This is a genomic window from Cystobacter fuscus, from assembly GCF_002305875.1.
GTDB lineage: Bacteria > Myxococcota > Myxococcia > Myxococcales > Myxococcaceae > Cystobacter > Cystobacter fuscus_A.
In genome coordinates, this window is record NZ_CP022098.1 from 4,559,391 (window position 1) to 4,584,973 (window position 25,583).

Genomic DNA, 25,583 nt, shown 5'->3' on the forward strand with positions numbered 1-25,583 from the left:
GCCAAGCCCATCACCGAACGTCGCTCCGCTGGCTCCTTCTCCTGGGGGGCACGGCGCTCTTGCCGATCGTGACGGCCGCCGCCGATCTCACGATCTCCGACGGAGTCACCGTGAAGTTCGGCGCCGACGCCGGGGTCGTGGTCCGGGACGCGTTGCGCGTGGACGGAGCCGCGACGTTCACCAGCGTCCATGACTCCGGCGACGGGGGCACCGCGGTGCAGGCGCCAGCGGCGGGAGACTGGCGTGGGGTGAGCATCGAGCCGTCCAGCGGCAATCTCCGGATTGACGGGCTCACCCTCCGCTACGGCGGCGCGAACGGCGAGGCGAGCCTCACGCTGCGGCGGAGCTCGCCGGTCGTGCGCTTCCTGACCGTCGATCATTCGCTGCTCGGGCTCCGCGTCGTGGATGGCGCGGCGCCGCGGTTCGAGGGGCTGAGCCTGATCGACAACACGGTGGGCCTGGAGACCGACAGCGCGAGCCCGGTGCTGATCGGCTCGGACATCCACGGCAACACGTCGTTCGGCGTGCGCAACCTCACGCCGGAGACGCCTGTCCAGGCGACCGGCAACTGGTGGGGCAGCGCGACCGGGCCGCGGGATCCGGCGGCGAACCCGGCAGGGCAGGGTGACCCTATCTCGACGGGCGTGAACTACTCGGGCTTCCTCACCCATCTCCCGCTCATCGAGCCGACCCTGGCGGTCGCGGGTGGGATCACGTTCACCGAGCAGCCCGGCGTGACGCTGCTGCTCCACTGCCGCAATGCCACCGAGTACCGCGTCGCCGAGAACGGGAGCTTCACCGGCGTGGCGTTCCAGCCGATGGCGGCAGTGGTGCCCTTCACACTCGAGGGCGGTGACGGCCTCAAGCACCTCTCGGTTCAGTATCGCGGTGCGGGCGGCAACACGGTGACCGCGGCGCTCCCGCAGCCCATCCTCCTGGACTCCGCCGGCCCGGTGCTGGCGCTCACCACCCCGGCCGATGGCAGCTTCATCAACGGGAACATCACGGTGACCGCGACCGCCACCGACCCGGCCGGGGTCGCGCGCGTGGAACTCTCCATCGACGGCGTGCTCACCGTGAGCGACACGACCGCGCCGTACACCTACGACTGGGACGTCAGCCAGGTCTCCGATGGCCAGCACACGATCCGGGCGGTCGCCTTCGACGGCGTCGGCCACCGCACCTCCCGCACCAGCACCGTCACGCTCGCCAAGGCACTGCCGCCTCCGCCGGACACCGACGGCCCGGTGCTCACCGCGCTGGCCCTGGCCGGCACTCCCGTCGAGCCCGACGGCACCCTCTCGCGCTCCGGCACGTTGACCATCGGCGCCAGCGACCGCAGCGGCGTGAGCCGGGTGGAGTTCCTGCTCGACGGAGCATCGCTGGGCACCGACACCAGCGGGTCCGACGGGTACTCGGCGTTCCTCGACATCGTCCCGATCGCCGACGGCCCGCACACGCTGATGGTGCGCGCGTACGACTCGTACAACAACCTCACCGCGCCCACGACTCCGATCACCGTCGTGCTGGCCGCGCCTGGAGCACCGGTCATCACCGCCCCGCCGGGCGGTCTGGTGACGAACCAGTCCGAGGTCGCCGTCTCCGGCGGCGCGGAGAAGAACACCCAGGTCACGCTCCAGAACAATGGCGTGGCGGTGGCGGGCCCCGTCGCCGTCGACGCGAGCGGGAAGTTCACGCTCCTGGTGGGCATCGTCGAGGGCCTGAACGACCTGCGGGCGGTCGCCAGCAACCGTGGGGGCGAGAGCCCTCCGAGCGCCGTGGTGCAGGTGACGCGCGACACTTCCATCCCGGTGTCGCCGGATGGTCTGACCGCCGTCGCGCAACCGGGCGGGAAGATCCGGCTCGCGTGGAACCGGTCGCAGGACGGCCGGGTCGTCGGCTACGATCTGTATCGGTCGGCGCAGGCGTTCAACGCCTCCGGTGAAGCGGTCAAGGTCAACACCACCCGGATCGCGACCGCCACCACGCTCCTCGACGACGTCCCGGCCGCTGACGGCACGTACTTCTACCGGATCGTCGCGGTGAACAACCTCGGGACGCCGGGTCAGCCGTCGAACCTCGCCAGCGCGGTTTCCGACAACACGCTCCCGAGGGCAACGCGGATCGCGTACACGCCCACGGGCAAGGTCGATCCCGCCACGGGCCGCATCGCGACGGGGCGGGTGGATCTGGTGGTGACGGTGAGCGAGCCGCTCCTGACCACCCCGTTCCTGAGTGTCATCCCCGAGGGGGGGACGCCGATGGCGATCGATCTCACCCGGCGCTCCGACACCGAGTATCGCGGAGGCTTCTCCGTCTCCTCCGGTACTCCGTCCGGCACGGCCTACGCCGTCTTTTCCGCGCGCGACCTCGTGGGCAACCGCGGCACCGACATCGGCGAGGGGGACTCGATCCAGCTCGACGCCCAGGGACCGGCGCTGAGCGCGATCGCGCTGGCACCCGGCGCGCCCATCCAGAACGACGCCACGAGCCCCACCTCGGTCACCGCTACCTTCACCTTGAGCGAGGCGCCGAAGGCCGGCGTGCCTCCGCAGCTCGGCTTCGTGCTCTCGAGCGCTCCGGCGAGCATCACGCCCATCGCTGGTCTCACCTCGACCGACCCGCTCACCTGGCGCGCGACGTTCTCGCTCCCGAGTGGCGCCGGCACCCAGCCCGAGAACCTCTCCTTCGCCTTCCAGGCCCAGGACGATCTCGACAACGTCTCCACGGCCGTCACGGCCGCGAACAGCTTCCAGGTCTACCAGGGCAGCCTGCCACCGCTGCTCCCGCCGCTCCAACTCGCCGCCACCGCGCTCCCCGCCGGCAAGGTCCGGCTGACCTGGCACGCCGTCGAGCTCGCCGCCGGGTACCAGCTCTACCGGCAGGCGCCGGGGGAGACGGCCCTCAGCCCGTACCAGCGCCTCGAGCCCTCCGTGGAGCGGGTCGACGCCACCACGGCCGATGGCGAGTACCGCTACGCCCTCGCCAGCATCCGCCAGGCGAACGGCCAGGAGGCGACGAGTGGGCAGGGCAACGTCGTCGTGGCCGTGGCCGACGCCCAGGCCCCCGGCGCCCCGACCGGCCTCTCGCTGGTGCTCCACGGCAGCGGGATCGTGGCCACGTGGCAAGGCCCCGCGGGCGGTGGCGCCACGACCTACAACCTGTACCGCTCGAGTGCCCCGGTCATCACGGACGTCCAGGGCCTCACCCCGCTCAAGACGGGCATCCGGCAGCTCGCCGCGATCGACCCCTCGCCCTCGATCACCGAGCACGCCTACGCGATCACCGCGGTTGACGCCGCTGGGAACGAGTCCGGCCCCTCGACCTCGGCGTTCCTGGACTTCGCGCTGGTGCCAGTGGGCAACCTCACCGTGGTGCAGAGCGAGAGTGAGTTCCCCGTGCTCACCTGGACGCAGAGCGGTGGCTCGGTGGTGGGGCACGACGTCTACCTGGGCCCGGATGACGCTCGCGAGAAGCTGAACGCCAGCCCGATCTCGAATCGGACCTTCACGGACACCGGCCATGCCGGAGACGAGCGCCGCTACACGGTGGTGGGCTTCGACGCCGCCAACGCCACCATTGGCCGGACGATCATCCTGCCGAAGCTCGCCGCGTCCCTCGTCGCCGGCGCGCCGATCCAGCGTGGGATCATGAATCGCCTCCAGTACCGGGTGACCAACCAGGGCGCCACCGCGGCCGCCAACATCTCCCTCAAGGCGAAGATCGGCACGCACGTGAACACGTCGCAGGTGTTCGCCCTGGGCGCGGGCGAGTCGAAGCTCGTCGACGTCGTGATGGGTGGGTTCGCCGACATCCCGAACCAGGCGAGCGTCACCACCACGATCGAGGTGCTCCCCGAGGAGGGCGCGACGGTGCGGCTGGTGCGGACGCGGGCGGTGGAGGCGCGGGACGGCGCGCTGGCGCTCTCGCTCACGACCGAGGCCTTCACCCGCGGTGCCACCGGCACGGTGCGCTTCGCGCTGCAGAACACCAGCGACGTCGAGACCGAGGTGCTCACCGCGTCACAGACAGGCAGCGCGCCATCGCCGGAGCTGCGGGTGAAGCTCCTGGATCAGGACGGCAACGTGCTGGCGACCCAGGACGTGATGCAGCCGTTCCACGGCGTCACCACCCTCCCGAACGGGATGACCGTGGCGCGCATCGCCGCTGGCGAGACGTTCGTCTCGGATCCGATCAGCGTCCCGATCCCGTCGAGCGCGCCCGACCACGTCGTCGTCCAGCTCGACATCGACAGCGTGCGGTACCACACCGGCCAGACCGACGCGGTGGCGATCCCGGGCAAGAGCGGGCGAGCGACCGCGACGCTGATCGACACCCCCTACTTCGGCGAGGTGAGTGCGATCACGCCGCAGGTGTCCCACGGCGATCAGGCGGTCACCATCACCGGGCGAGCCCTGGCGCGCGACGGCAACCAGCCGCTCCCCGTCGCGAAGCTCCGCCTGGCGCTGCGCGTGAACGGCTTCGAGCGTCGGTTCGACGTGTTCACCGACGAGGCCGGCACCTTCACCTTCGACTTCCTCCCGCAGGCGGGCGACGCGGGCCTCTATACGGTCTCGGCGGTACACCCGGACGTGCTCGACCGCCCGAACCAGGGGCAGTTCGTCATCAACCAGGTGACGGTCACGCCGACCCGGTTCGTCGCCAACTTCCCGAGGAACTTCCAGCAGCCCGTCGTGATCAAGGTCGCCACCGGGGAGCAGACGACGGCGACCCATCTGCGCCTCGTCTACGATCCGCTGGCGCAGCCGGGCGGCGCTCCCCAGGGCGTCTCGGTGTCGACTGGCGACCCGATCACCCTGGGCCCGAAGCGGAGCGCGGACCTCACCGCCACCCTGACCGCGGACAACACCGCGGATGGGCAGGGCACGCTGCTGCTGACGGCGCTCGACGACGAGCGCGGGAGCACGCCGCTCGCCACGGTGCGTGTCGACTACCGGCTGTCGGAGGCCAGGCCGGCGCTGTCCTCCAGCCCCAGCTTCATCGAGACGGGCGTGGTCCAGGGTGGTACGGCCACCGAGCGGGTGACGCTGGAGAATCGCGGCCTCGCGAGCGCGGACGGAGTGGTCGCCACGCTGCTCAAGCCGGACGGCTCGGCGCCTCCGGCATGGATCTTCCTCGCGTCGGACGGCCAACTCGGCAGCATCCCCGTGGGCGGGAAGCGTGCGCTCGACATCAACGTGGCCCCGGACGCGAGCACGGTGGCGGACGGGATTCATCCCTTCAAGCTGCACGTGACCGGGAGCAACTTCGCGCCCGGTGACGTCAACGTCTACGTGTCGGTCACTCAGTCCGGCATCGGCGGCGTCGTCTTCCACGCCTCGGATCTCTTCACCGGCATGACGCGCCCCGACGGCTCCCTGGTACAGGGGCTGGCGGGCGTGACGATCGAGCTGCAGAACGAGGCGGTATCGACGGTGCGGAGCACGCTCACCACCGACAGCGTGGGGGAGGCGATGTTCACCCTGCTTCCGGCCGGGCGGTACCTGTTCCGCGCCAAGGCCGCGAACCACCAGCAACTCAACGGCCGCCTCTCGGTGAAGCCCGGCGTCACCACGAGCCAGGAGGCGTTCCTCGATTACAACCTGATCAGCGTCGAGTGGTCGGTGCGACAGGTGACCATCGAGGACGACTACCAGATCGTCCTCTCCGCCACCTTCGAGACCCACGTCCCGGCGCCAGTCGTCGTCATCGAGCCGATCGCGGTCAACCTGCCGAAGATGACTCCGGGCGACATGTTCCACGGCGAGTTCACGCTCTCGAACTATGGCCTGGTGCGCGCGGACGACGTGCACTTCGCGCTGCCTCCCACGGACAGCTATTTCCGCTACGAGCTGTTGACCGAGGTGCCGACGAGTATCGGCTCACACGAGACCGTGCGCATCGCGTATCGCCTGACCAGCCTGAAGTCCTTCGAGCCGTCTGGCGCGGAGAGCGGCGGAGGCTGCAGCACGTATCAGCCGGCCGCGACCGCCAGGTGGAGCTTCCTGTGCATGAACGGGACGCTGTCGACCGGCGCGTCGTCGGCGCCGTTCATCTACAGCTACGGGCAATGCGGCGGCGGCGGCGGCGGCGGTGGTGGCGGCGGGCCCGTGTACGTCGGAGGCGGGGGGGGAGGGGGCGGTGACCTCGGTTCAGGGCCCGCTGCACCCACCGAGAGCGAGCTACCCGAATCGGGATGCGCGCCAGAGTGTACCCAGTCGGAAGATTCCGCGCCGGGAGAGGAATGATGAGAGCCATCCGCGAACACAAGGTCTTCGGCGCTGGAGCGCTCGGCCTGTTGATCCTGCAGTGCCTGTTGGGCGCGCTCGTGGTCGGCGGTGCCACCGCCCACGCGCAAGTGGTGGTGACGCCACCGCCGCCGCCACCGCCGCCGCCGCCGCCGTTCCGGTACCGGGAGACCTTCGAAGATCTCTCGGTGAAGGTGATGGGCGGGCGCATCACGGTGAAGCGCACCTACGACGGCGTTCGATGGTTGCCGAACCACGCCTGGTCCGATCTCGAGCTGGTGAAGCCGCTGTCCGCCTCGAGCGGGAGCGTCTTGAGCAGTTCGGGGAGCGGCGGAGGCAGTGGTGGGAGCAGTGTCAGTGTCGGCGGCATCGTGATGGCGCCAGCCGGCAGCGGCACCAGTGGTTCGCCTCCGCCGGACGTCCCCTCCCACGCCGTGGGGGTCAGCGCGGTCGTCCGGATGAACAACTCGTACAAGGGCCTGGGCGGCGGGGTGTACGCCTTCGGCAAGCGGAGCCTCCTCCGCGCGACCGCCACCGGATTCCGCTGGCAGGACCGCGACGGGCACTTCGCGGAGTACGACACGGAGGGCCGCCTCCGCTCATACCGCGACCGGAACGGCGTGACCGTCACCCTGCAACGTGACGCCGAGCATCGTGTGACGGGGCTCGCCGATACGCTCGGGCGACAGGTGTTGTGGCTGGAGTACGCCAACAACCAGCTCTCGGCGATCCACGACTCCACGAACCGGCGCGTCGTCTACGAGTACACCGGCAACCGCATGACGCGGTTCGTCGACGCGCGCGGGAACGCATGGACCTACGAGTACACGTCCAACGGCACCCCGCGCAGCCGCACCGACCCCGAGGGTCGCAAGCTCAACCTCGTTGGGTGCTCCGGCTGGGTATGGGAGGGCAAGGACCAGGACGGCGTCGGCGCGAGCTACAAGTGCAGCTACGACGCGTCGAAAAAGCAGTCCTATATCCAGGCGAAGACCGCGGGTGGCCTGGTCGCGGAGGCCTGGTACAACAGCGAGGGTCTCGGGCTCCGCCAGGACGTCAATGGCAAGACGCTCACCACGCTCGTCATCGACGGGCGCACCCGCACGTCGATCGACCGGAACGGCGGGCGCACGGTCAACGTCTACGACGAGTTCGACAACCTGCTCAGCCGGACGCACCCCGACGGCAGTAGCGTGAAGTACGTGTACGGGCCCCTGTACTCGCTCGTCATACAGAAGACGGACGAGAACGGCGTCGTCACCCACTACGAGTACGACCCGAACGGCAACCTGACGCAGGAGACCGAGGCGTTGGGTCGGCCGGAGCAGCGGATCACTGTCTACACGTACGACACCTACGGGAACCGCACGAGCGCCAAGCGCCTGGGAGATGCGCGGACGCAGGAGTCGGTCTACCAGTTCGCCTACGACGACAGCGGCAACCTGAAGACGCTCACGTCTCCGGAGGGGTCAGTCACCCAATACACCTACGACGTCATGGGTAATGTGCTCACCTTGACGGACCCGCGTAGCAAGGTATGGACATACACCTATGCCGCGAACGGCCTAACGCTGACCGAAATCGATCCGCTTGGGAACACCCGCGCCTACGAATACGACAAAGCGGGCAACCGGACGAAGGCGACCAATGAGAACGGCAAGGCGACACATTTCGCTTACAATCGACAGCATCGTCTGACGCGAGTCACGGACGCCACCGCAAGGTCATTTACCTACGATTACAATATCGACGGAGAGGTGACCAAGGCGGTTGATAGAGAGGGAAAGGCCCGGTCGTACCAGTACGATCTCGGTCTGCGCCTGCTCAAGTCAGTGGACGGCAACGGCAATGTCTCCAGCCAATCGTTCGCCGACGAGGGGCTCGCCCAAAGCGGCGGTTTCCTCCACGCAGCTAAGATCAACTGGCCGACCTTCGAGCAGCAGTATCGATACGATCGCCGGAACCGGGTGACGCTCAACACCGTTCTCGTGGGGGATGACGCGCAGACCGTGGGCTTCAGCTATGACCCGGTTGGCAACATCATCAAGGCCACCGACCCGAATGGTAAATCGTGGCTGTTCGAGTACGACGCCTTTGGCAACACGACAAAGGAGACGGATCCGTTTGGGCACGTTACTCGATACCAGTACGACAATCGCAACAACGTTGTGGCCATCGTGGATCCCAATGGTGGCACCAGTCGCTTTGAATATGATCGCCAGAACCGGCTGACCAGGGAAGTCCGGCCGCTCGGTCAATCGATGCGATATGTCTTTGATGCCGCCGACAACGTTATCGACCGCATCGACCCCAAAGGGCGGAAGACACATTACCTCTATGACGACGCGGAACGGCTGATCAGGCGCGAATACTTCTCGACGGCTGCCGACACGGTCGTCTCTCAGTCTGTAGATTTCACCCGCGACGCTACTGGCAAGATGGTCGCTTGGAGTGACGGAACGTTCAGCGGCACGTTTGTCTATGACGATCTTCAACGCAAGACTGATGAGACCGTCAACTACGGCAACTTCGCGCTGAGCGATCACTACGGCTATTACGGTAACGGCGAGGTAAGCAGTTTCGTTGGCCCAGATGGAACTCCATACACATATACGTATGATGGGAACAATCTGCTTGCCTCCGTCCAGACTCCGACTGGTGCATTGACGATCAATGACTCGCTCTGGACTGAACCGAAGACGGTGACCCTGCCTGGTGGGGCAACTCAGACCTACGCCTACGATGGCCTGCTCAACCTGCAGAGCTTACAGGTCAAGACTCCGGCGCAGACTCCTGCCCTCGATTTACGTAACACCTATGATCGCATGCAGGCAGTTACTCAGCGAGCGATTGGCGGCGTTTCGGCGAGTTATACCTATGACGACGCCACCAGACTTGCCAGCGCGCAGTCCTCCACCGGTACGCAGGGTTACACGCTGGATGGCATGGGCAATCGTGTCGCCGACGCAAGCGGGCCCTGGACCTACAACGCGAACAACCAGTTGTTGAGCCGTCCAGGAGTCTCCTACACCTACGACGAGAACGGTAATCTCATTCGCAAGAGTCAAGGCGAAGTGAGGCAGGACTACTTCTACGACTACGAGAACCGCCTGGTCCGAGTCGAAGACCAGAACGGTGTCGTCATCGCGCGATACGGCTACGATCCATTCGACAGACGCCTGTACAAAGAGGTTAGTGGGGTACACACATACTTCTTTCACTCGGACCAGGGCATGGTTGCCGAGGTGGATTCGACTGGAGCGTTCGTACGAACCTACGGCTATCATCCTCAGAGTAGTTTTGGCACCCGGCCGCTATTCGTCAGTACAGCGGCTGGCTATGCCTACTATCACCTCGACCACCTGGGAACGCCGATCGCGTTGACCGCTTCCGATGGGCGGATCGTCTGGTCAGCCGATTACGACCCATTCGGTGGGGCAGTTGTTCGAGTGGGCGAGACGACAAGCAATCTGCGTCTTCCAGGCCAGTACTGGGACGCCGAGACCAGCCTGCATTACAACGACCGGCGGTACTACGACCCGGAGACCGGGCGCTATCTGACGGAAGATCCCATCGGCATCGAGGGTGGGCTGAATCTCTACCTGTACGCGGAAGCCGATCCCATCAATTACAGCGATCCGACCGGTGAATGCCTGCTCGCCGGGGCCATTGGAGGTGCGCTCTCGGGGGCTGCCTCCAGCATCATCGAGCAGGTGCTCACCAAGGGGTGTTTCAAGGCGATCAGCTGGAAAGACGTAGTCAAGGATGCGGCCATCGATGCGGGCGTGGGGGCACTGACCTGCGGATTATCGAAGCTGAAGTTTCGGGGACGGTGTGGCAACAGCTTCACGGACGACACGCTGGTTCATACCCGCGATGGCTTGGTACCGATCGGCGATGTGAAGGTAGGCGACGAGGTTCTCTCCTACGCCGAGTGGACCCGGGAGAAGAGCTACCAGCCAGTTGGCGCGGTCTTCTTGCATGAAGGCATTGAGCCAGTCACCGTTCTCACTCTCGCAAATGGTTTGAAGATCGAGGCCACGGATGGCCATCCCTTCCACTTGTCCGGTCAGGGGTGGAAAGATGCTGGCCAGCTGGTTATCGGAGACCTGCTCGACGTGCGGGAAGGAGTGCAGGTTGCAGTCGTTGGCGTCGAGCGTGAGCCGAGGTATGGGCGCTACGTCAATCTTTCGATCAGGTATGGAAGCACGTTCTTCGTGGGCAAGGATGGCGTGCTCGTTCACAACTGCCCGATGGGGGGCGGTGGTGGTCCCCCCGATGTCCCCGATGGTAGTGGGCACAAGCCATTCACCGATGTTCCTGGGAGCAAGCCACCCTTCCGGGGTCCTCCTGGGAGTACCGCACGTGGCCAAACGCAGTCCCGCACCTACGGCGATGATGGTTTTCCCGCCGTTGACCGCGACATCGGCCATCCAGATGAAGCAGGAATAGGATGCGGCGATCACTGCCATGATTGGGGAAGACCCCCAGGTGGAGGGCCGCCTACGGATGCTGATCGTGGTTTGTCTCGCCTTCCGACCCCGAATGACCCTCCGGTCCCTCGCGGACCCGGAGTTCCACCACCATCCCAATAGACTCCATGACTTCACGACTATCATGCGACGAGAACGGTTTTTTGAAGGGATTCCCCTACCACGATGGCTTTCTCGATGGCGTGCTCGCGGGTGGAACAGAAGTGCATCTCGCACTTCGCTCCAGTCGCAGCGAGCGACGTGTTTTGACGTTACGGCGTGTTGTGATGTTCCATGTCGAGGGCTTTCGTGAGGGAAACATCGTGCTGAACTTGCGGCTATTGCGCGCCGACCAAGTGGCGAGTGACGCGGAGGTTCGACGCATCCTGGCGGACCGGCTTTTTTTTGACCCAGCGAAATTGGGTGCGGATTCCTCGGTGTTCCTGCTGGAGGCTTCATTTGGTGCTGAAGTCGTCGCGATTTGCGGAGAGGTCGAGATCAGCGAAGTTGGAGTAACGCTGGCACTGTCACGCGGTGCCTCCTGAGGTGGACCCCAACGGAATCGGGGCAACTTCACGTCGGCTGGGATGCAAATAACGGAGCCCTGAAACTAGTCCTAACACGGGGTCCACCCAGTAGAGGGGGTGGGTGAGGCGGAGTACGATGACAATAGCCGGGACATTCCGTTGCTCATCGGTGGGGTCGATGGCGATTCGCCTGTTCGCCTGCGCTTGCTTCTTGTTTGCGGACACCGCCCTGGCCCTCGACACCATCTGCGCGCGGGTCAGGCTCCAGATCGACCAGAAGCTCACCCTCGAGCGCCAGGGCTTCGACGCGATGATGCGCATCACCAATGCGCTCGACACCGTGGAGCTGAAGCAGGTGCGCGTGGACGTACTGTTCACGGACGAGGCCGGGGCGCCGGTCCGGGCCACCTCCGATCCGAACGACACCTCCGCCAGCTTCTTCATCCGCATCGACACCATTGGGGGCATCTCGGACGTGAACGGGAACGGCACGGTCGCTCCGGCCAGCGTGGCCGAGGTGCACTGGCTCATCATCCCCAGCCCGGGCGCGGGCGGGACGGTGCCGGGGGGCAAGATCTACTTCGTCGGCGCCAACCTCAGCTACACCGTCGGCGGCGAGGCACAGACAATGAAGGTGTCGCCCGACACGGTCACCGTCCAGCCGATGCCGCGGCTGACCCTCGATTATTTCCTCACCCAGGAGGTCTTCGCCGACGACCCGTTCACGCCGCAGATCGAGCCGCAGGTGCCGTTCACCCTCGGGGTCCGCGTTCGCAACGGCGGCGCGGCGGCGGCCCGCAACGTCAAGATCGAATCCGCGCAGCCGAAGATCGTCGAGAACATCCAGGGCCTGCTCGTCGGCTTCCAGATCACCGGCAGCTACGTGAACGACTCACCCACCAGCCCCAGCCTCCTCGCCGAGCTGGGTAACATCGCCCCCTCCGCCGCGAGCACCGGCCGCTGGGTGATGACGACGACGCTCTCCGGCAAGTTCGTCGAGTTCAATGCCTCGTTCACGCACTCCGACGCGCTGGGCGGCGCACTGACCTCGCTCATCGACGCCACCCACGCCCACCTGCTCGTCCGCGACGTGAGGGTCGATCTCCCCGGCCGTGACTCCGTGCGCGACTTCCTCGCTCGCGACGACGACGTGTTGCGCGTCTACGAGTCGACGGGTGTGGACACGATGGTGACTGATCAATCGGAATCCTCCACGCTGTCCCCGTCCGGCGGTGACGCGACCTACCAGCTACTGGCGCCCCAGACCGCTGGCTTCATGTACGTGCGGCTCCCGGATCCCTCCGGGGGCACGAAGCAGCTCGGGCCGGTGACCCGTTCGGACGGGAAGGTGATTCCGCCGGAGAACGTCTGGTTGTCCAGGTCGCGTGCCACGCCTGGTGGCCCGTTCAGCTACTGGATCAACCTGTTCGACGCCAACACTCCCGGCACCTACACCCTGGTCCTGATGGCGCTGGCGGGGACACCGCGCCCGCCGGTGCTCCAGTCCATCCCGGACCATGTCGTCCGAGAAGGCGAGCGGGTGGAGTTCCTGGTCGAGGCCTCCGATCCGGACGGCACGATTCCGTCCATCACGACGTCACAGCTCCCGGTGGGGGCTCGGTTCACGCCGCAGGCTCCGTCGAGCGGCACGGCCCGCGGGTCGTTCGAGTGGACGCCAGCCACCGGCCAGTCGGGCCAGTATCCCATCACCTTCACCGCTTCCGACGGCAGCCTGACCGCGACGAGGACGTCGACGATCACGGTCACCACGCTGGTTCCGCCATCGGGCCCCGATACCCCGGTCATCTCCCGCCCCGCGGTGGCCTCGACGGTGACGGCGCCGCAGCCCGAGCTGGCCGTCGCCCCGACCGCGAACCCGCTCGACACCGCCGCCAGCTACCAGTTCGAGCTCTACCGGGACGCCTCGTACACGGACCGGATCGCCCAGAGCCCGGTCGTGCCGAGGACTTCGCTCGGGGCGGCGTGGCAGGTGCCAGCGCCGCTCGCCGACAACACCCTGTACCACTGGCGCGTGCGCGCCTTCGACGGCACCACGTACAGCACCTGGACCCTCGGGCGCTTCACCGTCAACACCGCGAACGACGCCCCGTCCATCCCGGCGATCGCGGCGCCCGCTCCCGGCGGGCACGTGGACACCCCCTCGCCCACGCTGTCGATCTCCAACAGCACCGACCCCGACGGCGAGCCGGTCGTCTACCGCTTCGAGGTCTACGCCGACGCCGCGCTGAGCCAGAAGCTGCGCGAGTTCTCCAACGTCGCCGCCGGCGCCGACGGCGTCACCCACGTGGCGGTCGCGCCACCGCTGGCCGACCAGACGACGTACCACTGGCGCGCCTTCGCGATCGACCCGCACGGCGCGATCACGGCGTCGCCGGCCGCCAGCTTCTCGATCGACGCCAGCCACCCGGCCCCCGGGGTGCCCGCGATCCTCAGCCCGGTCGTGGGGACGGTGGTGACCAGCGCCTCCGTCCCACTCCGGGTCACCCACGGCGCGCACGAGCCGGGCGTGGCCGTGAGCTACTTCTTCGAGCTCGACCGCGACCGGGGCTTCGCGAGCTCGTCCCTCGTGCACTCGGGCGCGGTCCCGGAGGGGCAGGACGCGACCAGCTTCACCGTCACCGGCCTCGCGGAGAACGCGCGGTACTTCTGGCGCGCGAAGAGCAGCGACGGCGTGGCGGAGAGCGCTTGGGTGTACGGCGACTTCTTCGTCGATCAGGCCAATGATCCACCCGGCGTGCCGACGCCGCTCAACCCGGGGCAGGGCGCCTTCGTCTCGACCCGCGAGCCACTCCTGGAACTCGGGGCCTCGAGCGACCCGGACGGCGACACCGTCGTGTATCGCCTGGAGATCTACTCGGACGAGGCGCTGTCCAGCCGCGTGGCCGAGAAGCTGACGAACACCCGTACCTGGGTGGTGCAGCCGCCGCTCGTGGACGAGGCGACCTACTTCTGGCGCGTGCGCGCCGAGGACACGCGCGGCGGTGCCAGTGCCTGGAGCGCCGTGCAGCGCTTCTCAGTCCACACCGGCACGGTCCGGCCGCCGGGGCTCGTGCTGGTGGAGCCGGCCGGTATCGTGACCGTGAGTGGCTCCTCGGTGCCGATCGCCTGGGAGATCGATGACCCCACGCACGCGTCGACGCTGGCGCTGTTCTCCGACCGAGATGCTCAGGGCGAGGACGGGACCCTCATCGTGCGCGACCTCGCCCAGGATCCGGCCACCACCACCGGCCGCTACACCTGGAACGTCTCCACGCTTCTGCCCGGCACGTATTACGTGTACGCGAGCGCCACCAATCGCGCGGGGACGACGACCCGGTACGCCGCGGGCGCCTACGTGATCCCCGTCCCGCAGCCACGCGGTGGCGTCACCCTCACTCCGACGACCCAACTGGAGACGACCGAGGCTGGCGGAACCGCGACCTTCACCGTGGCGCTCACCAGTGCTCCGCGGAGCGAGGTGACCCTCGGCTTCACGGCGAGCCAGCCGAACGAGGCGCGCCTCGCGCCGTTCGCGCTCACCTTCACTCCGACGAACTGGAATGTCCCTCGCGCGGTCACCGTGACCGGGCTCCCGGATTGCGTGGACGATGGCGACCAGCCGTACCAGGTCGTCCCGGGCCGGGCCAGCAGCGCCGATCCCGACTACAACGGTGTCCAAGCCGCGCCCCTGGCCTTCGTGAACCGGGGCTCGACGTCGGGCTGCGGGGAGAACCAGGCGCCCCAGGCGAATGCCGGCCCGGACCAGACGGTCGGCTCGGGGAGCACCGTCGTACTGGCTGGCTCTGGCACCGACGTGGATGGCACGGTGGTCGCCTACCACTGGGCGCAGACCTCCGGTCCGTCGGTGACGCTCTCCAACGCCAGCATCGCGGCGCCTCACTTCACCGCGCCGTCGCCCGCGGCCGACACGGTGCTCGGGTTCGAGCTGACCATTACCGACGACGACGGCGCGACTGGCCGTGACAGCGTCGCCGTCACCGTCCGCGCGCCCTCGAATCAGCCGCCGGTGGCCAACGCCGGTCCGGACCAGACGGTGACGACCGGCGCGCTCGTCACCCTCGCGGGTTCCGGCATCGACGTGGACGGCACGATCGTCACCTACGCGTGGGCGCAGGTCTCCGGCCCCGCGGTGACGCTCTCGGGTGAGACCAGCGCGACCGCGACCTTCTCCGCGCCGGCGGTGAGCACTCCCGCCAGCCTGGGCTTCACTCTCACCGTCACCGACGATCACGGCGCGAGCGGTACCGCCTCGGTCACGGTGACGGTCCAGCCCCTTCTCAACCAGCCGCCCACCGCCAACGCCGGGGCCGACCAGACCGCGATTCCCGGCACCCCGGTCACGCTCACCGGCAGCGCCACCGATCCGGACGGCACCGTGGTTGCCCTCCTCTGGACCCAGACGGCGGGGCCCACGGTGACGCTCATCGATGCCAGCACCGCCACGGCGCGCTTCACGGCCCCGGTGGTGTCCGCCAGCACCGTGCTCACCTTCCAACTCACCGTGACGGACAACCAGGGCGCGAGCGCCAGCGCCTCGGTCTCGATCACGGTCGTTCCGAACCAGCCGCCCGTGGTCAGTGCCGGCACCGCTCAGACGGTGAATGAGCGGACGCTGGTGACGCTCGCCGGTGCCGCCTCCGACGCCGACGGCGCGATCGCCTCCGTGCAGTGGACCCAGACGGCGGGTCCCTCGGTGGCACTCACCAACGCGAACCTCCTCACCGCCCACTTCACGGCGCCCGCGGCCAGCACCGACACCGTGCTCACGTTCACGTTGACCGCGACCGACAACCTGGGCGCCAGCAGCAGCGCGACGACGCACGTCACGATCCACCACGTCAATCAACCGCCCACCGCCAATGCCGGGCCCAGCCAGACCGTGAACGAGAACACGTTGGTTACCCTGAGCGGAGCCGGTTCCGATCCCGACGGCAGCGTCGTCTCGTACGCGTGGGTCCAGACGACTGGCCACCCGGTGGCGCTGGTGAATGCCCGGACCGCGGTGGCGACGTTCACCTCGCCGCAGATCAATGGGCCGTCGACGTTGACGTTCTCGCTGACCGTCACCGACAACGAGGGGGCGACGGGCACCGCGCACATCAACGTCCAGGTGCTGGACAACATCCAGAACGAGCTGCCGCGGGTGAACGCCGGCCCAAGCCAGATGGTCGACGAGGGAACGCCAGTCATCCTCACCGGCGGCGCCACCGACTCCGACGGCACCATCACTTCCCTCCAGTGGACCCAGACCGCGGGGCCGGTGGTCGCGCTCTCCGGCGCCCAGTCCGCGGTGGCCCGCTTCACCGCGCCGGGGGTGTCCGCTCGGACGGTGCTCAAGTTCCGACTCACGGCGACCGACAACGGCGGCGCCAGTGACTCCAGCGACACCGAGGTCGTCGTGCGCGACGTCCTCGCCTCGCCGGTGGTGGACGCCGGGCCTGATTTCGCGGTCAACGAGGGCGCGCGCGTCAACATCCAGGGCCGCGCGAACCAGAGCGGAGTCACCTACCGGTGGACCCTGGGCCCCGGTCCAGCGGTCAAGCTGAATGGCGCCAACACGGCGGTCGTGAGCTTTACCGCGCCGGCTGTGACCGCCGACTCCGTGCTGACGCTGAAGTTGACGGTTCTGGGGCAGACGGGCGCGGCGGGGTTCGACACGGTCAATGTCACCATCCGCAACGTCAACAAGCCGCCAGTGGCCGAGGTGGAGCGGCTCGAGGGCTTCGACGAGCGCACCCTCGTCACGTTGAGTGGCCGTGGCTCCAAGGACCCCGACGGAAGGATCCGCTCCTACCTCTGGGTCCAGACGAGTGGTCCGGCCGTGGCGCTGAGCAGTCCCCGGAGCGCGACGCCGAGCTTCACGGCGCCCGAGGTCACGGGAGAGACGACGTTGTCCTTCCGGGTGATCGTGACCGATGACGAGGGCTCGACCGGGAGCTCCGTCGTGAACGTCATGGTGCGCGACGTCCAGAGGCGGTGAGCCGAGCGCCGTTGCTTGGCTGTTCCTGATCAGGTGGCTCGCAGCGCTTCGGGTGGGTGCGTGGGCTTTCTCTCCCGTCTGGCTAGAACAGGACCGGAATCCGGGTGAACGGACTCCGTACGGGCACGGCGGAGTCCATGGCTCAAGATCGCGGCACTCGCTGAGCTAGACGGTTTTGTCTGGCAAGAGCGTGCGCAGCAACTCGTCGTCGGGGCCGAGCGGGCGCCAGCCAGGAGGAGGCGGCGTGGAACGGAGTGATTCTCTTGCCCGTCTGACGCGCTCCTCATGGGTTTCTGGGGTGAACGCAGCCCAAGAACCGAGCGCCATGGCAACCTTGAAACGGTTGGCGTCGTCCATCACGTCTGGCCAGCCTTCGGGGAGACATTCGGAAAGCTCGCGAACGAGCACATCGCGCACGAATCGTGTGACCTGATGGCTTCGCTCCGCCTCGGCGCGCAGCTCGCTCAACACCTGCACCCCGGCGATGTCATCCTCGCCAAGCTCATCCGCCAGCGCCACCAGTGGAACGGCAGGGCGGGCATTCGCGAAGGCGGTGAGCGACTCATAACCGAGTTCGCGGACTCGCTCGTACAGGCGGACCTTCCAGTTACCTCGCCAGGCATGTCCGCTGCTCATTGTCCTCCCCACACGGTGAAGTTCATCGGGAGCTTATAGAGCCTCATCCGATACGCGGCGATTTTGAGAATTTCGTTCCGCGTCAACATCCGCCCAGCATCGCTCTCCGCTTCGCGGAGGGCCTTCATGAGCATCTGATTCCATTCGCCGGGCCATTGGCGACCCAGGCGCCAATCGCCACCACCATGAATCGCCTCATGGCCCGCCTGCTCCATTTTGACGCAGAACTGATCGATGCTCATTTCGCCGGTGAAGCCGCGCTTCTCGAACCACTCGCGGAACTCGCGCGGCAGGATGTGATGTCGCGGTGTCTCGGCCATGCCGGCCCCCGCCTTGCCAGTCTGGCGCATGGCACGAACTTCTGGCCCGTCGCCGAGTGCGTCGCGCACGCCCTTGGGCAGCTCGTCGTGCGACTGCGCCATCATCATCTGGCCAGCATGAATCCGCACGGCCGTACCGACGACGGGCAGTGAGATGATGCCTGCCTGCACGAGCCGGCGCATCATCTCCACCCACTCGGCGGAAACGACAATCCGTGTGCCCATCATCACGTCGTTGGCGCCCATCACGAGGTTAATACCGAGCGAGGCGGGCGCGGCTGGCGGGAACTGGGGTAGTACCATCTTCATCGCCGAGGCCGTAGTGAGCATCTCGATGAGTTCCTGCACTCGCAGCATCTTCTCGAACTGCTCCGCCGCCGCGCGCACGGCCGCACGCGTCGCGGCGAACTCTCCGGTGAGGTGGCCAATCAGTGCGGGGAGATTGTTTGCGGACTGGAGCCGTGGGCCACCGAGACGTAGCAGGGCAAGCTGCATGTCTGGGTCATCCACCTCTGACGCCGCGTTGGCCAGCCTGGTGGTGGCAGTGAGTTCGGTGTCAATCCACCGCAGTTGCTGGGCGCCATGGTTGACGGAAGGGATGAACAGGTCGGCATGTCGTCTGTAAATGCCAGTCCTGCTGTCATTGAGTCTGGAGAGTGCGCTGGAGATGCGACGGGTAGAGACGGACACTTCGCGAATGATACCGAGAAACGCGAGATGGGCCGCGATGGCGCTCTGCTTGGCTGGCTCCTCAGCCTTGCGGCGGACTTCACCCCCAACGACGCGGCGATGGTGCAGCCGCTCAGGCACCTCGGATTCAGGCGGGGAAAGAGATGGTGCGGCGAAGACATGCGAAAGCTCTTCGCTATCACCCGAGCTTCGGGCTTCGTCTCCTTCAGATGCCACCTTCCCGGGGCGTCAGGGGGCTTTCCAGCGCGAAGCGGGCGATCTCGTCCTTGCGCATGAACACCACGCCCGGTTGTTTCTGGACGTAGGTGATGAATTCCTCCAGCGCCTTGACGCGCGAGGGACGGCCGGCGATCCGATCGTGGGTGCTGATGGACATCATGCGCCGACGCGTGGCGGCCTCGGCGTAGAGCACGTCGAACTCGTCCTTGAGTTCGCGTCCGAAGGCCTCGGCCGAGGCGTTGCGCCCCTCGAACTGGACGATGTCATTCATGCCCAGGGTATAGGGGACGACCGTGAAGGGTTTGCCTTTCACGGGGATGAGGAATGGCTCGTCCCGGCTCACGTCGTCGATGTGGTAGGTGAACCCGAGGTCCTGGAGGATCTCCAGCGTCCGGGGAGTCCCTCGCATCCAGAAGGCGTTGAAGCCCACCGGCTTCGTGCCCGTGGCGCGCTCGATGCTCCGCACGTTGGCCTCGTACGAGGCTCGCTCCTCCTCGGGACTCATCGAGAACTGGGGCGTCCAGGTCTGGCCATGGGCGGCGGCCTCGTGGCCCCGCTCGACGATCTCCTTGGCCAGCTGGGGGGTGCGGTCCACCGCCTGCCCAACCATGTGGGACGTCACCTTGACGCGCTTGCGCTCGAAGAGATCGAGCAGCCGGGGGATGCCCTCCTTGATGCCATACGCGTACCACGTGGCGGCGGGCAGATCCGGGTACTTCGGATCGATGGACGGGAAGGGGCTGCTCGCCCCTCGCTCGGGCTGTGCGCCCGCTTCGAACTGCATGGAGAGGGAAATCACCAGTCGCGCACCGTCCGGCCAGAACTGCTTGGACGGGGATCGACCGCCTCGCGTAGGGGGTGGCTCCCGCGGGGCCGTGGGCGCCGGGCTCGCGGCCAGCGCGTCGGAGGAAGGGGCCGCCGCGATGAGTGCACTGGCGGCGATCAAGCCGGAGTGGCGCAGGAACTCGCGGCGCTCGGGAACGGCGGGCGAGGGGAAGGGCATCGGTTCGGGGAGGGACATGACGAAGGGACCTCGCGTGCTTCAGGGGACCGGGGCAGGGCTGCTCGAGGAGACGGGGGCGGAGCGGCTTCGGGTCCTGGCCCACCAGGCATCGACGGAGACGTGGTTGAGGTGGGCCGTCGCCATGAGCGCGGCGTAGAGGGCCGCGTAGATCATCTGCAGTCCCGCCGTCTCCCAGTCGCTGCGCAGGGTGGTGCCGAAGATGAGGGACACCATCAGGAGGCCGCCGGTGAAGAGGGCGGTGCGCGTCAGCAACCCGAGCGTGAGCAGCACGCCGATGACGAGCTCGATGAAGGGCAGCAGCAGCGCGAAGAGACGGACCAGCGGTGAGGGAAGCCAGGTATTCGCGAAGAGCTGGACGAGCGCGTCGGCGAAGGCTCCGGGGTTGCCGATCCGGACCAGACCATGCCCGAGGAGGTTGATGCCGAGGGCGAGCCGCAGCAGGAGCTGACCCGCTACCGCGTTCGTGATGCCAAAGAAGAGGGGGGAGGCGTCCTCTGTCGAGGTCGAGGGCTTCATGGTGTCTTCCCGATGTGGAGAGGGGGGACCGTGTTGCGTCTTCGCACCCTCTACTTGCGCTTCCCCGCACAGGTTGGGAACGTGGTCCCGAGGAAAGACGGCTGTGCCTGAACGGAAAAAGCAGGGTCCGGTGCTGCTCGAGGGGTTGATGCCCCTGATGGTGTTCGTGCGAGCCGTCGACAACCAGGGGTTCTCGGTGGCGGCACGGCAGCTCGGATTGACTCCGTCCGCCGTGAGCAAGCAGGTGGCCCACCTGGAGGAGCGACTCGGGACCCGGCTGCTCCGCAGGACCACCCACCATCTGAGCCTCACGGAGGCGGGAAGCATCTTCTACCAGCACTGTCAGCGGGTACTCGGGGAGTTGGAGGAGGCCCAGCTCGCGATGGCGGCCCTCGACGAGCGTCCGAGGGGCACCCTCCGTGTCTCCGCGCCCGCGGTGCTCGGCGAGGTCCACGTCGGGGCCGCCGCGGCGGCGTTCCAGGAGTCCTTTCCGGAAGTGCAGGTGGAACTCGAGGCGAGCGATCGGGTGGTGGACCTCGTGGAGGATGGCTTCGACGTGGCGGTGCGGATCGCCGGCACGTTGAAGGACAGCTCGCTGGTGGTGCGACGCCTCGCGGACGAGGAACGCGTCCTGTGCGCGAGCCCCTTCTATCTCCAGCGCGCCGGCAGGCCCCGAGCCCTGGAGGAGCTGGCCCACCACGAGTGTCTGCTCTTCAAGCCCGGCCGGGTGGTGAGGGAGTGGCAGTTCCAGGGAGAGGGGGCCTCTCGGAGCGTGAAGGTCCAGGGGCGCTTCGTGGCCAACAACCACCTCGTCCTCCGGCAGGCGGCGCTCCTGGGACGGGGCATCGCCAACCTGCCGCGCTACCTGGTGTTGGAGGAGCTGCGCTCGGGGGCCCTGGTGTCACTGCTCGCCGAGCACCCGGTGACCCAGCGCCACATCTACCTCGTGTACCCGCACCGCCAGCTCACGCCTCCCAAGGTGCGGGCCTTCGCCGACTTCCTTGCCCGCTACTTCCAGCGCATCTTGGGGTAGAGGAGTTCTGGCCGCGTGGCTCCGGCACCGTCATTGATTTGTAGGGCGAGCGGCCGGGGCGTCACCCCGTGGGCGGGCGGACCACCAGCATGGGCCGGTCGGAGTGCGCCATGATCTCCTTGGCCACCGTACCCATCACCGTCTTCTTCAGCCCCGAGTGTCCGTGGGTGCCCAGGCAGATCACGTCCACGCTCAGGCGCTCGGCGACCTTGAGCAGCACCGGCGCCACGTCGTGGCCCGACAGCACCATCACCCGCACCTCGCGCCCCTGGGCATCCGCGTCCTTGGGCAACAACTGGCGCAGCCGCGACCGCAACTCCTGCGCCTGCTCCGTCGCATGCCGCGCCACGGTCACCAGGTACACCGTGCCCCCGTTGGGCAGCAGGGAAAAGGCATGCGGAATGGCCCGGTTGGCCGCCTCCGAGAAGTCCGTGGCCACCAGCACCGAGCGCAGCGCGGGAACCGTCACCTCCGAGCCCCGCGCCGCCCCCGCGAGCGGCACGCTCACCACCGACATGGCCGCCAGCCTCAGCGCGTGGTGCGACACGCTCCCCAGCTTGCCCAGACCCTTCCGCTGGTGCGAGCCCACCACCAGCAGGTCCACCTTCTCGTCCGCCGCCAGCGCCACCAGGTGGTCCGCGATGCGTCCCACCCCAGCTTCCAGCCGCATGCGCACCGGCGGCTGGCCCTGCGCTTCCAGCGGCGCCACCTGTGTGCGCACCTCCTGCTCCAGCGCGCGCAGCAACTCGGGCGTCACCTCCTGGTAGAACGTCGGATGCTCCAGCCCCATCCGGAAGTACTCCTCGTGGGGCCAGTAGATGCGCCCGGCCACCACCTCCACGTCGCCGTAGCGCCGCAGGCCCCGCAGCCAGTCGCGCGCCGCCTCGAAAGGCAGCGAGCGGTCCACGCCCAGCATCACCTTCAAGGGACGAGTCCCCTTCACCCAGGCCTCGAAGGACTCCGCCTCGCGCACCACCAGCAGCGGCACCGGCAGCGTCGTGGCCAGCCGGTCCACCGTGCCGCCTACTCCCAGGAAGGGCGAGGCGCTCGTGGGCCCCGCCGTCACCACCAGCCCCGCGCCCTTCTCCTTCGCGAAGCGCGCCAGCTCCTCGGCCGGCTCTCCCGTGAGCAACTGGTGGCTCGCGCGTGCCCCCAGCTTCTCCACCCGCCGCACCTCGTCCGATAGCGCCGACTGCGCCGTGTCCCGCAGCGTCTGCCCGAAGGCGCGCGCGAGGTTGCCTGGCAGCACGTGCACCAGGAAGAGGGGCTCATCCAATTTCCGCGCGAGCTGCGCGGCGGCAGTGGCCGCTCGCTGCGCGGCGTCCGAGAAGTGGGTGGCGCAAAGGATGGTCATGTCGGTTCCCCGGGTTCACGTTCCTACCGGGACTACTCTAATCAGCCGGCTCCCCTCGGATGCAAGGCGCCAGGCACGCCCAGGGCCGCCCGACTCTGGAGCGCCGGGCCCCCCGGTGCGCTCCGGGGCTGCCCCTCGCGGTTCGAAGCCCCGGACCACGGGGGAGCGGCCCTCCTCTTCCTCGCCCTGCTTCTCAGTCAGGGAGGGCGAACGCATGCCTCGTCTCGCGAGTCGACGAACCCGCAGGGGAGTGCGGATCTTGCGAGAAGCCCGCTCGGAGGCGAATCCATCATGAGAATCCTGGTCAGCTATGGTTCCAAGCGGGGGGGCACGGCCGAGATCGCGGGCATCATCGCGCGGACACTCGCCGCGCGAGGTTTCCAGGTCGATCTGCACCCGGCCTCCGAGGTCGAGTTCGTCGATGGGTACGATGCCGTCGTGGTGGGGGGCGCGCTCTACATGTCGCGCTGGCATCGCGATGCGAGTCGCTTCGTCAAGCAGCACACCCAGGCGCTGCGGGCCCGGCCGGTCTGGCTCTTCAGCAGCGGGCCGCTCGATGACTCGGCCACCTGGAACGAGGTGCCGCCGGTGGCTCAGGTCCAGCGGTTGATGGCGCGCATCGGAGCGCAAGGCCATATCACCTTCGGAGGGCGCCTGCTGCCCGACGCCAAGGGCTTCATCGCGAGCAAGATGGCCAGTTCGTTGGCGGGCGACTGGCGCGACCCGCGCATCATCCGGGCCTGGGCGGAGGGGATGGCGGATGCGCTGCTCACCTTCGAGCGGACTCCGTCCCGCGCCGCCGAGGACACGCCGGCCTGGCCGTAGCCGGGCATATCGGGGAGTGACCGGCGCCCTAGACGATGCCCAGGCGCCGGGCCAGCCGCCGGAGGTTGGCGCGATCCATTCCCAGCTCGCGCGCCGCCGAGGCCCAGTTGCCCTGGTGCCGCTGGAGGCTCGTGTTGATCTGCTGTCGTTCGAAGCGCTCCACGGCCTCGCGCAGGTCCCCCACGGGTGTCGGCTCGGGTGGCGGTTCGGCCCGGGCCGGGGGAGGGGAGTCCCCATTGAGCGCGAAGTCCGTCGCCAACAGGGTGAGGATGCGGCTGTCATCCTGGCGCTGCCCATAGGCCTTGAGCGCGCTCCGTGCCACCAGATGCTCCAGCTCGCGCACGTTGCCGGGCCAGGAGTAGGCCAGCAGGGCGGCCTCGGCATCGTCGCTCAGGCGCAGGCTGCGCAGTCCCAGGCGCGAGCGGTTCTGCTCGAGGAAATAGCCGGTCAGCAGCAGCACGTCGTTGCCCCGCTCGCGCAGGGCCGGCACATGCAACGGAAACACGCTGAGCCGGTGGTAGAGGTCGGCGCGATAGCGCCCCTGGCGCATCTCCTCGGCCAGGTCCCGGTTGGTGGCGGCGATCAGCCGCACGTCGATGCGGTGCTCCCGGTCCGAGCCCAGGCGCTGCAACTGCCCGCTCTGCAGCACGCGTAGCAGCTTGGCCTGTACCGTCAGCGGCAGCTCGCCCACCTCGTCCAGCAGCAGGGTGCCACCGTCGGCCAGCTCGAACTTGCCCCGCCGGTCGCTGACCGCTCCGGAGAAGGCGCCCACCACATGGCCGAACAGCTCGCTCTCCACCAGCGTCTCGGGCAGGGCCGCGCAGTTGAGGCTGATGAGCGGCCGGTGCGCCCGGGGGGACGCCGCGTGGACGGCCTGCGCCACCAGCTCCTTGCCCACCCCCGTCTCGCCACTGATCAGCACGCTCAGCGGACTGGCTCCCACCAGCGCGATGTCCTCCATGAGCTTGAGGAAGGACGGGCTCTGTCCAATCAACGAGTGCGGACGCTCCCCGGCGGCCAGACGGTAGCTCTCCGCCCGCTGGAACTCGCCCTCGGCCCGCATCACGAGCCGCTCGATGCGCTGGGCCACGCGAACGGTGGCCGCCGCCAGACTGGCGAACGCCTGCAGGGACGCCAGATCCACGGGCGCCAGCCTTCCGGGTGACAGTGCGTCCACGGTCAGCAGGCCCCAGACGTGTCCATCCACGAGCAAGGGACAGCCCAGGCAGTCATGCACCTGGAGATCGCCTCTGGCCCCCTGCACCAGGCCATCGTAGGGATCCGGCAAGGGGCTGTCGGCGGGAAACCGGGTGGGAGTCGCGCTCGCGAGCAGGACCTGGAAGCGTGGATGCTCGCTCACCCGGAAGCGTCGCCCCAGGGTGTCCTCGGAGAGGCCATTGACCGACAGCGGTACCAACCACTCCCCCTCCAGGCGCAGCAGCGCGACCGCGTCGCAGGGCATCAGCACCCGCAACGCCTGCAGCAGCCGCCGGTAGCGCTCGCGCTCGGGCAGCTCCCGTGACAGGTCATCCACCAGGGGGATCAACGCGTGGAGCAGGGGATTGGGAGTCATTTCGACCACCGGAAGTCGATTCGACTCCGCGTCCCCCAGGTCGAAATGACCTGGGCCCATCCCAACCCCTTGATTTCCTGGTGTCCGGAAGTCGGCATGGAAGCTGCTCCTATCAAAGCACGACGTCCCGGTGGTGGAGGTTTTC

At 67.7% G+C, this 25,583-nt stretch carries 12 protein-coding genes; 6 read left to right on the forward strand and 6 right to left on the reverse strand.

Annotation, left to right across the window (positions count from 1 at the left end):
- The first annotated feature begins 68 nt into the window (after positions 1-68).
- The 4 genes from CYFUS_RS18835 (at position 69) to CYFUS_RS18850 (ending at position 17,248) form a co-directional block, all read left to right on the forward strand.
- Positions 69-6,248: an Ig-like domain-containing protein gene (locus CYFUS_RS18835; protein WP_232537810.1), complete on the forward strand. Its 6,180-nt coding sequence runs from the start codon at positions 69-71 to the stop codon at positions 6,246-6,248.
- The gene (locus CYFUS_RS18840) at positions 6,245-10,843 is read left to right on the forward strand and encodes an RHS repeat-associated core domain-containing protein (RefSeq protein ID WP_198316620.1); all 4,599 of its coding nucleotides are present in this window, start codon (positions 6,245-6,247) and stop codon (positions 10,841-10,843) included. The genes CYFUS_RS18835 and CYFUS_RS18840 overlap by 4 nt, the downstream gene beginning before the upstream one ends.
- A gap of 5 nt (positions 10,844-10,848) precedes the next feature.
- On the forward strand, positions 10,849-11,265 hold the full coding sequence (locus tag CYFUS_RS50685; protein WP_157758521.1) for a hypothetical protein: 417 nt from the start codon (positions 10,849-10,851) through the stop codon (positions 11,263-11,265).
- A gap of 160 nt (positions 11,266-11,425) precedes the next feature.
- On the forward strand, positions 11,426-17,248 hold the full coding sequence (locus CYFUS_RS18850; protein ID WP_095986480.1) for a PKD domain-containing protein: 5,823 nt from the start codon (positions 11,426-11,428) through the stop codon (positions 17,246-17,248).
- Positions 17,249-17,413: 165 nt separating this feature from the next.
- On the opposite strand, the gene CYFUS_RS18855 is transcribed toward CYFUS_RS18850, so the two are convergent.
- From CYFUS_RS18855 to CYFUS_RS18870, 4 genes are all read right to left on the reverse strand, one after another.
- Positions 17,414-17,884, reverse strand: a complete 471-nt coding sequence (locus CYFUS_RS18855; RefSeq protein WP_095986481.1) for an NUDIX hydrolase — start codon at positions 17,882-17,884, stop codon at positions 17,414-17,416.
- Positions 17,881-19,014 carry a DUF2380 domain-containing protein gene (locus CYFUS_RS18860; protein WP_198316621.1) on the reverse strand — a complete coding sequence of 378 codons (1,134 nt, stop codon included), beginning with the start codon at positions 19,012-19,014 and terminating at the stop codon, positions 17,881-17,883. The genes CYFUS_RS18855 and CYFUS_RS18860 overlap by 4 nt, the downstream gene beginning before the upstream one ends.
- 85 nt (positions 19,015-19,099) lie before the next feature.
- The gene (locus CYFUS_RS18865) at positions 19,100-20,134 is read right to left on the reverse strand and encodes a polysaccharide deacetylase family protein (RefSeq protein ID WP_232537649.1); all 1,035 of its coding nucleotides are present in this window, start codon (positions 20,132-20,134) and stop codon (positions 19,100-19,102) included.
- A gap of 21 nt (positions 20,135-20,155) precedes the next feature.
- Positions 20,156-20,653 carry a DoxX family membrane protein gene (locus CYFUS_RS18870; protein ID WP_095986482.1) on the reverse strand — a complete coding sequence of 166 codons (498 nt, stop codon included), beginning with the start codon at positions 20,651-20,653 and terminating at the stop codon, positions 20,156-20,158.
- Between the two features lie 103 nt (positions 20,654-20,756).
- Between CYFUS_RS18870 and CYFUS_RS18875 the strand changes: the two genes are divergently transcribed.
- The gene (locus tag CYFUS_RS18875; protein WP_198316623.1) at positions 20,757-21,686 is read left to right on the forward strand and encodes a LysR family transcriptional regulator; all 930 of its coding nucleotides are present in this window, start codon (positions 20,757-20,759) and stop codon (positions 21,684-21,686) included.
- A 61-nt stretch (positions 21,687-21,747) separates the two neighbouring features.
- Here the strand turns inward: CYFUS_RS18875 and CYFUS_RS18880 are convergent, their stop codons facing one another.
- Positions 21,748-23,040 carry a universal stress protein gene (locus CYFUS_RS18880; protein WP_095986484.1) on the reverse strand — a complete coding sequence of 431 codons (1,293 nt, stop codon included), beginning with the start codon at positions 23,038-23,040 and terminating at the stop codon, positions 21,748-21,750.
- A gap of 291 nt (positions 23,041-23,331) precedes the next feature.
- Between CYFUS_RS18880 and CYFUS_RS18885 the strand changes: the two genes are divergently transcribed.
- On the forward strand, positions 23,332-23,865 hold the full coding sequence (locus CYFUS_RS18885; RefSeq protein WP_095986485.1) for a flavodoxin domain-containing protein: 534 nt from the start codon (positions 23,332-23,334) through the stop codon (positions 23,863-23,865).
- Positions 23,866-23,893: 28 nt separating this feature from the next.
- Here CYFUS_RS18885 and norR read toward each other — a convergent pair whose 3' ends face one another.
- Positions 23,894-25,438, reverse strand: a complete 1,545-nt coding sequence (gene norR / locus CYFUS_RS18890; protein WP_095992103.1) for a nitric oxide reductase transcriptional regulator NorR — start codon at positions 25,436-25,438, stop codon at positions 23,894-23,896.
- Positions 25,439-25,583 lie beyond the last annotated feature (145 nt).

Bases quoted from the DNA above. Each gene is read 5' to 3' on its own strand.
- CYFUS_RS18840 (WP_198316620.1), top strand. From the start codon at position 6,245: ATGATGAGAGCCATCCGCGAACACAAGGTCTTCGGCGCTGGAGCGCTC.
- CYFUS_RS50685 (WP_157758521.1), top strand. From the start codon at position 10,849: ATGACTTCACGACTATCATGCGACGAGAACGGTTTTTTGAAGGGATTC.
- CYFUS_RS18850 (WP_095986480.1), top strand. From the start codon at position 11,426: ATGGCGATTCGCCTGTTCGCCTGCGCTTGCTTCTTGTTTGCGGACACC.
- CYFUS_RS18855 (WP_095986481.1), bottom strand. From the start codon at position 17,884: ATGAGCAGCGGACATGCCTGGCGAGGTAACTGGAAGGTCCGCCTGTAC.
- CYFUS_RS18865 (WP_232537649.1), bottom strand. From the start codon at position 20,134: ATGTCCCTCCCCGAACCGATGCCCTTCCCCTCGCCCGCCGTTCCCGAG.
- CYFUS_RS18870 (WP_095986482.1), bottom strand. From the start codon at position 20,653: ATGAAGCCCTCGACCTCGACAGAGGACGCCTCCCCCCTCTTCTTTGGC.
- CYFUS_RS18880 (WP_095986484.1), bottom strand. From the start codon at position 23,040: ATGACCATCCTTTGCGCCACCCACTTCTCGGACGCCGCGCAGCGAGCG.
- CYFUS_RS18885 (WP_095986485.1), top strand. From the start codon at position 23,332: ATGAGAATCCTGGTCAGCTATGGTTCCAAGCGGGGGGGCACGGCCGAG.
- norR (WP_095992103.1), bottom strand. From the start codon at position 25,438: ATGACTCCCAATCCCCTGCTCCACGCGTTGATCCCCCTGGTGGATGAC.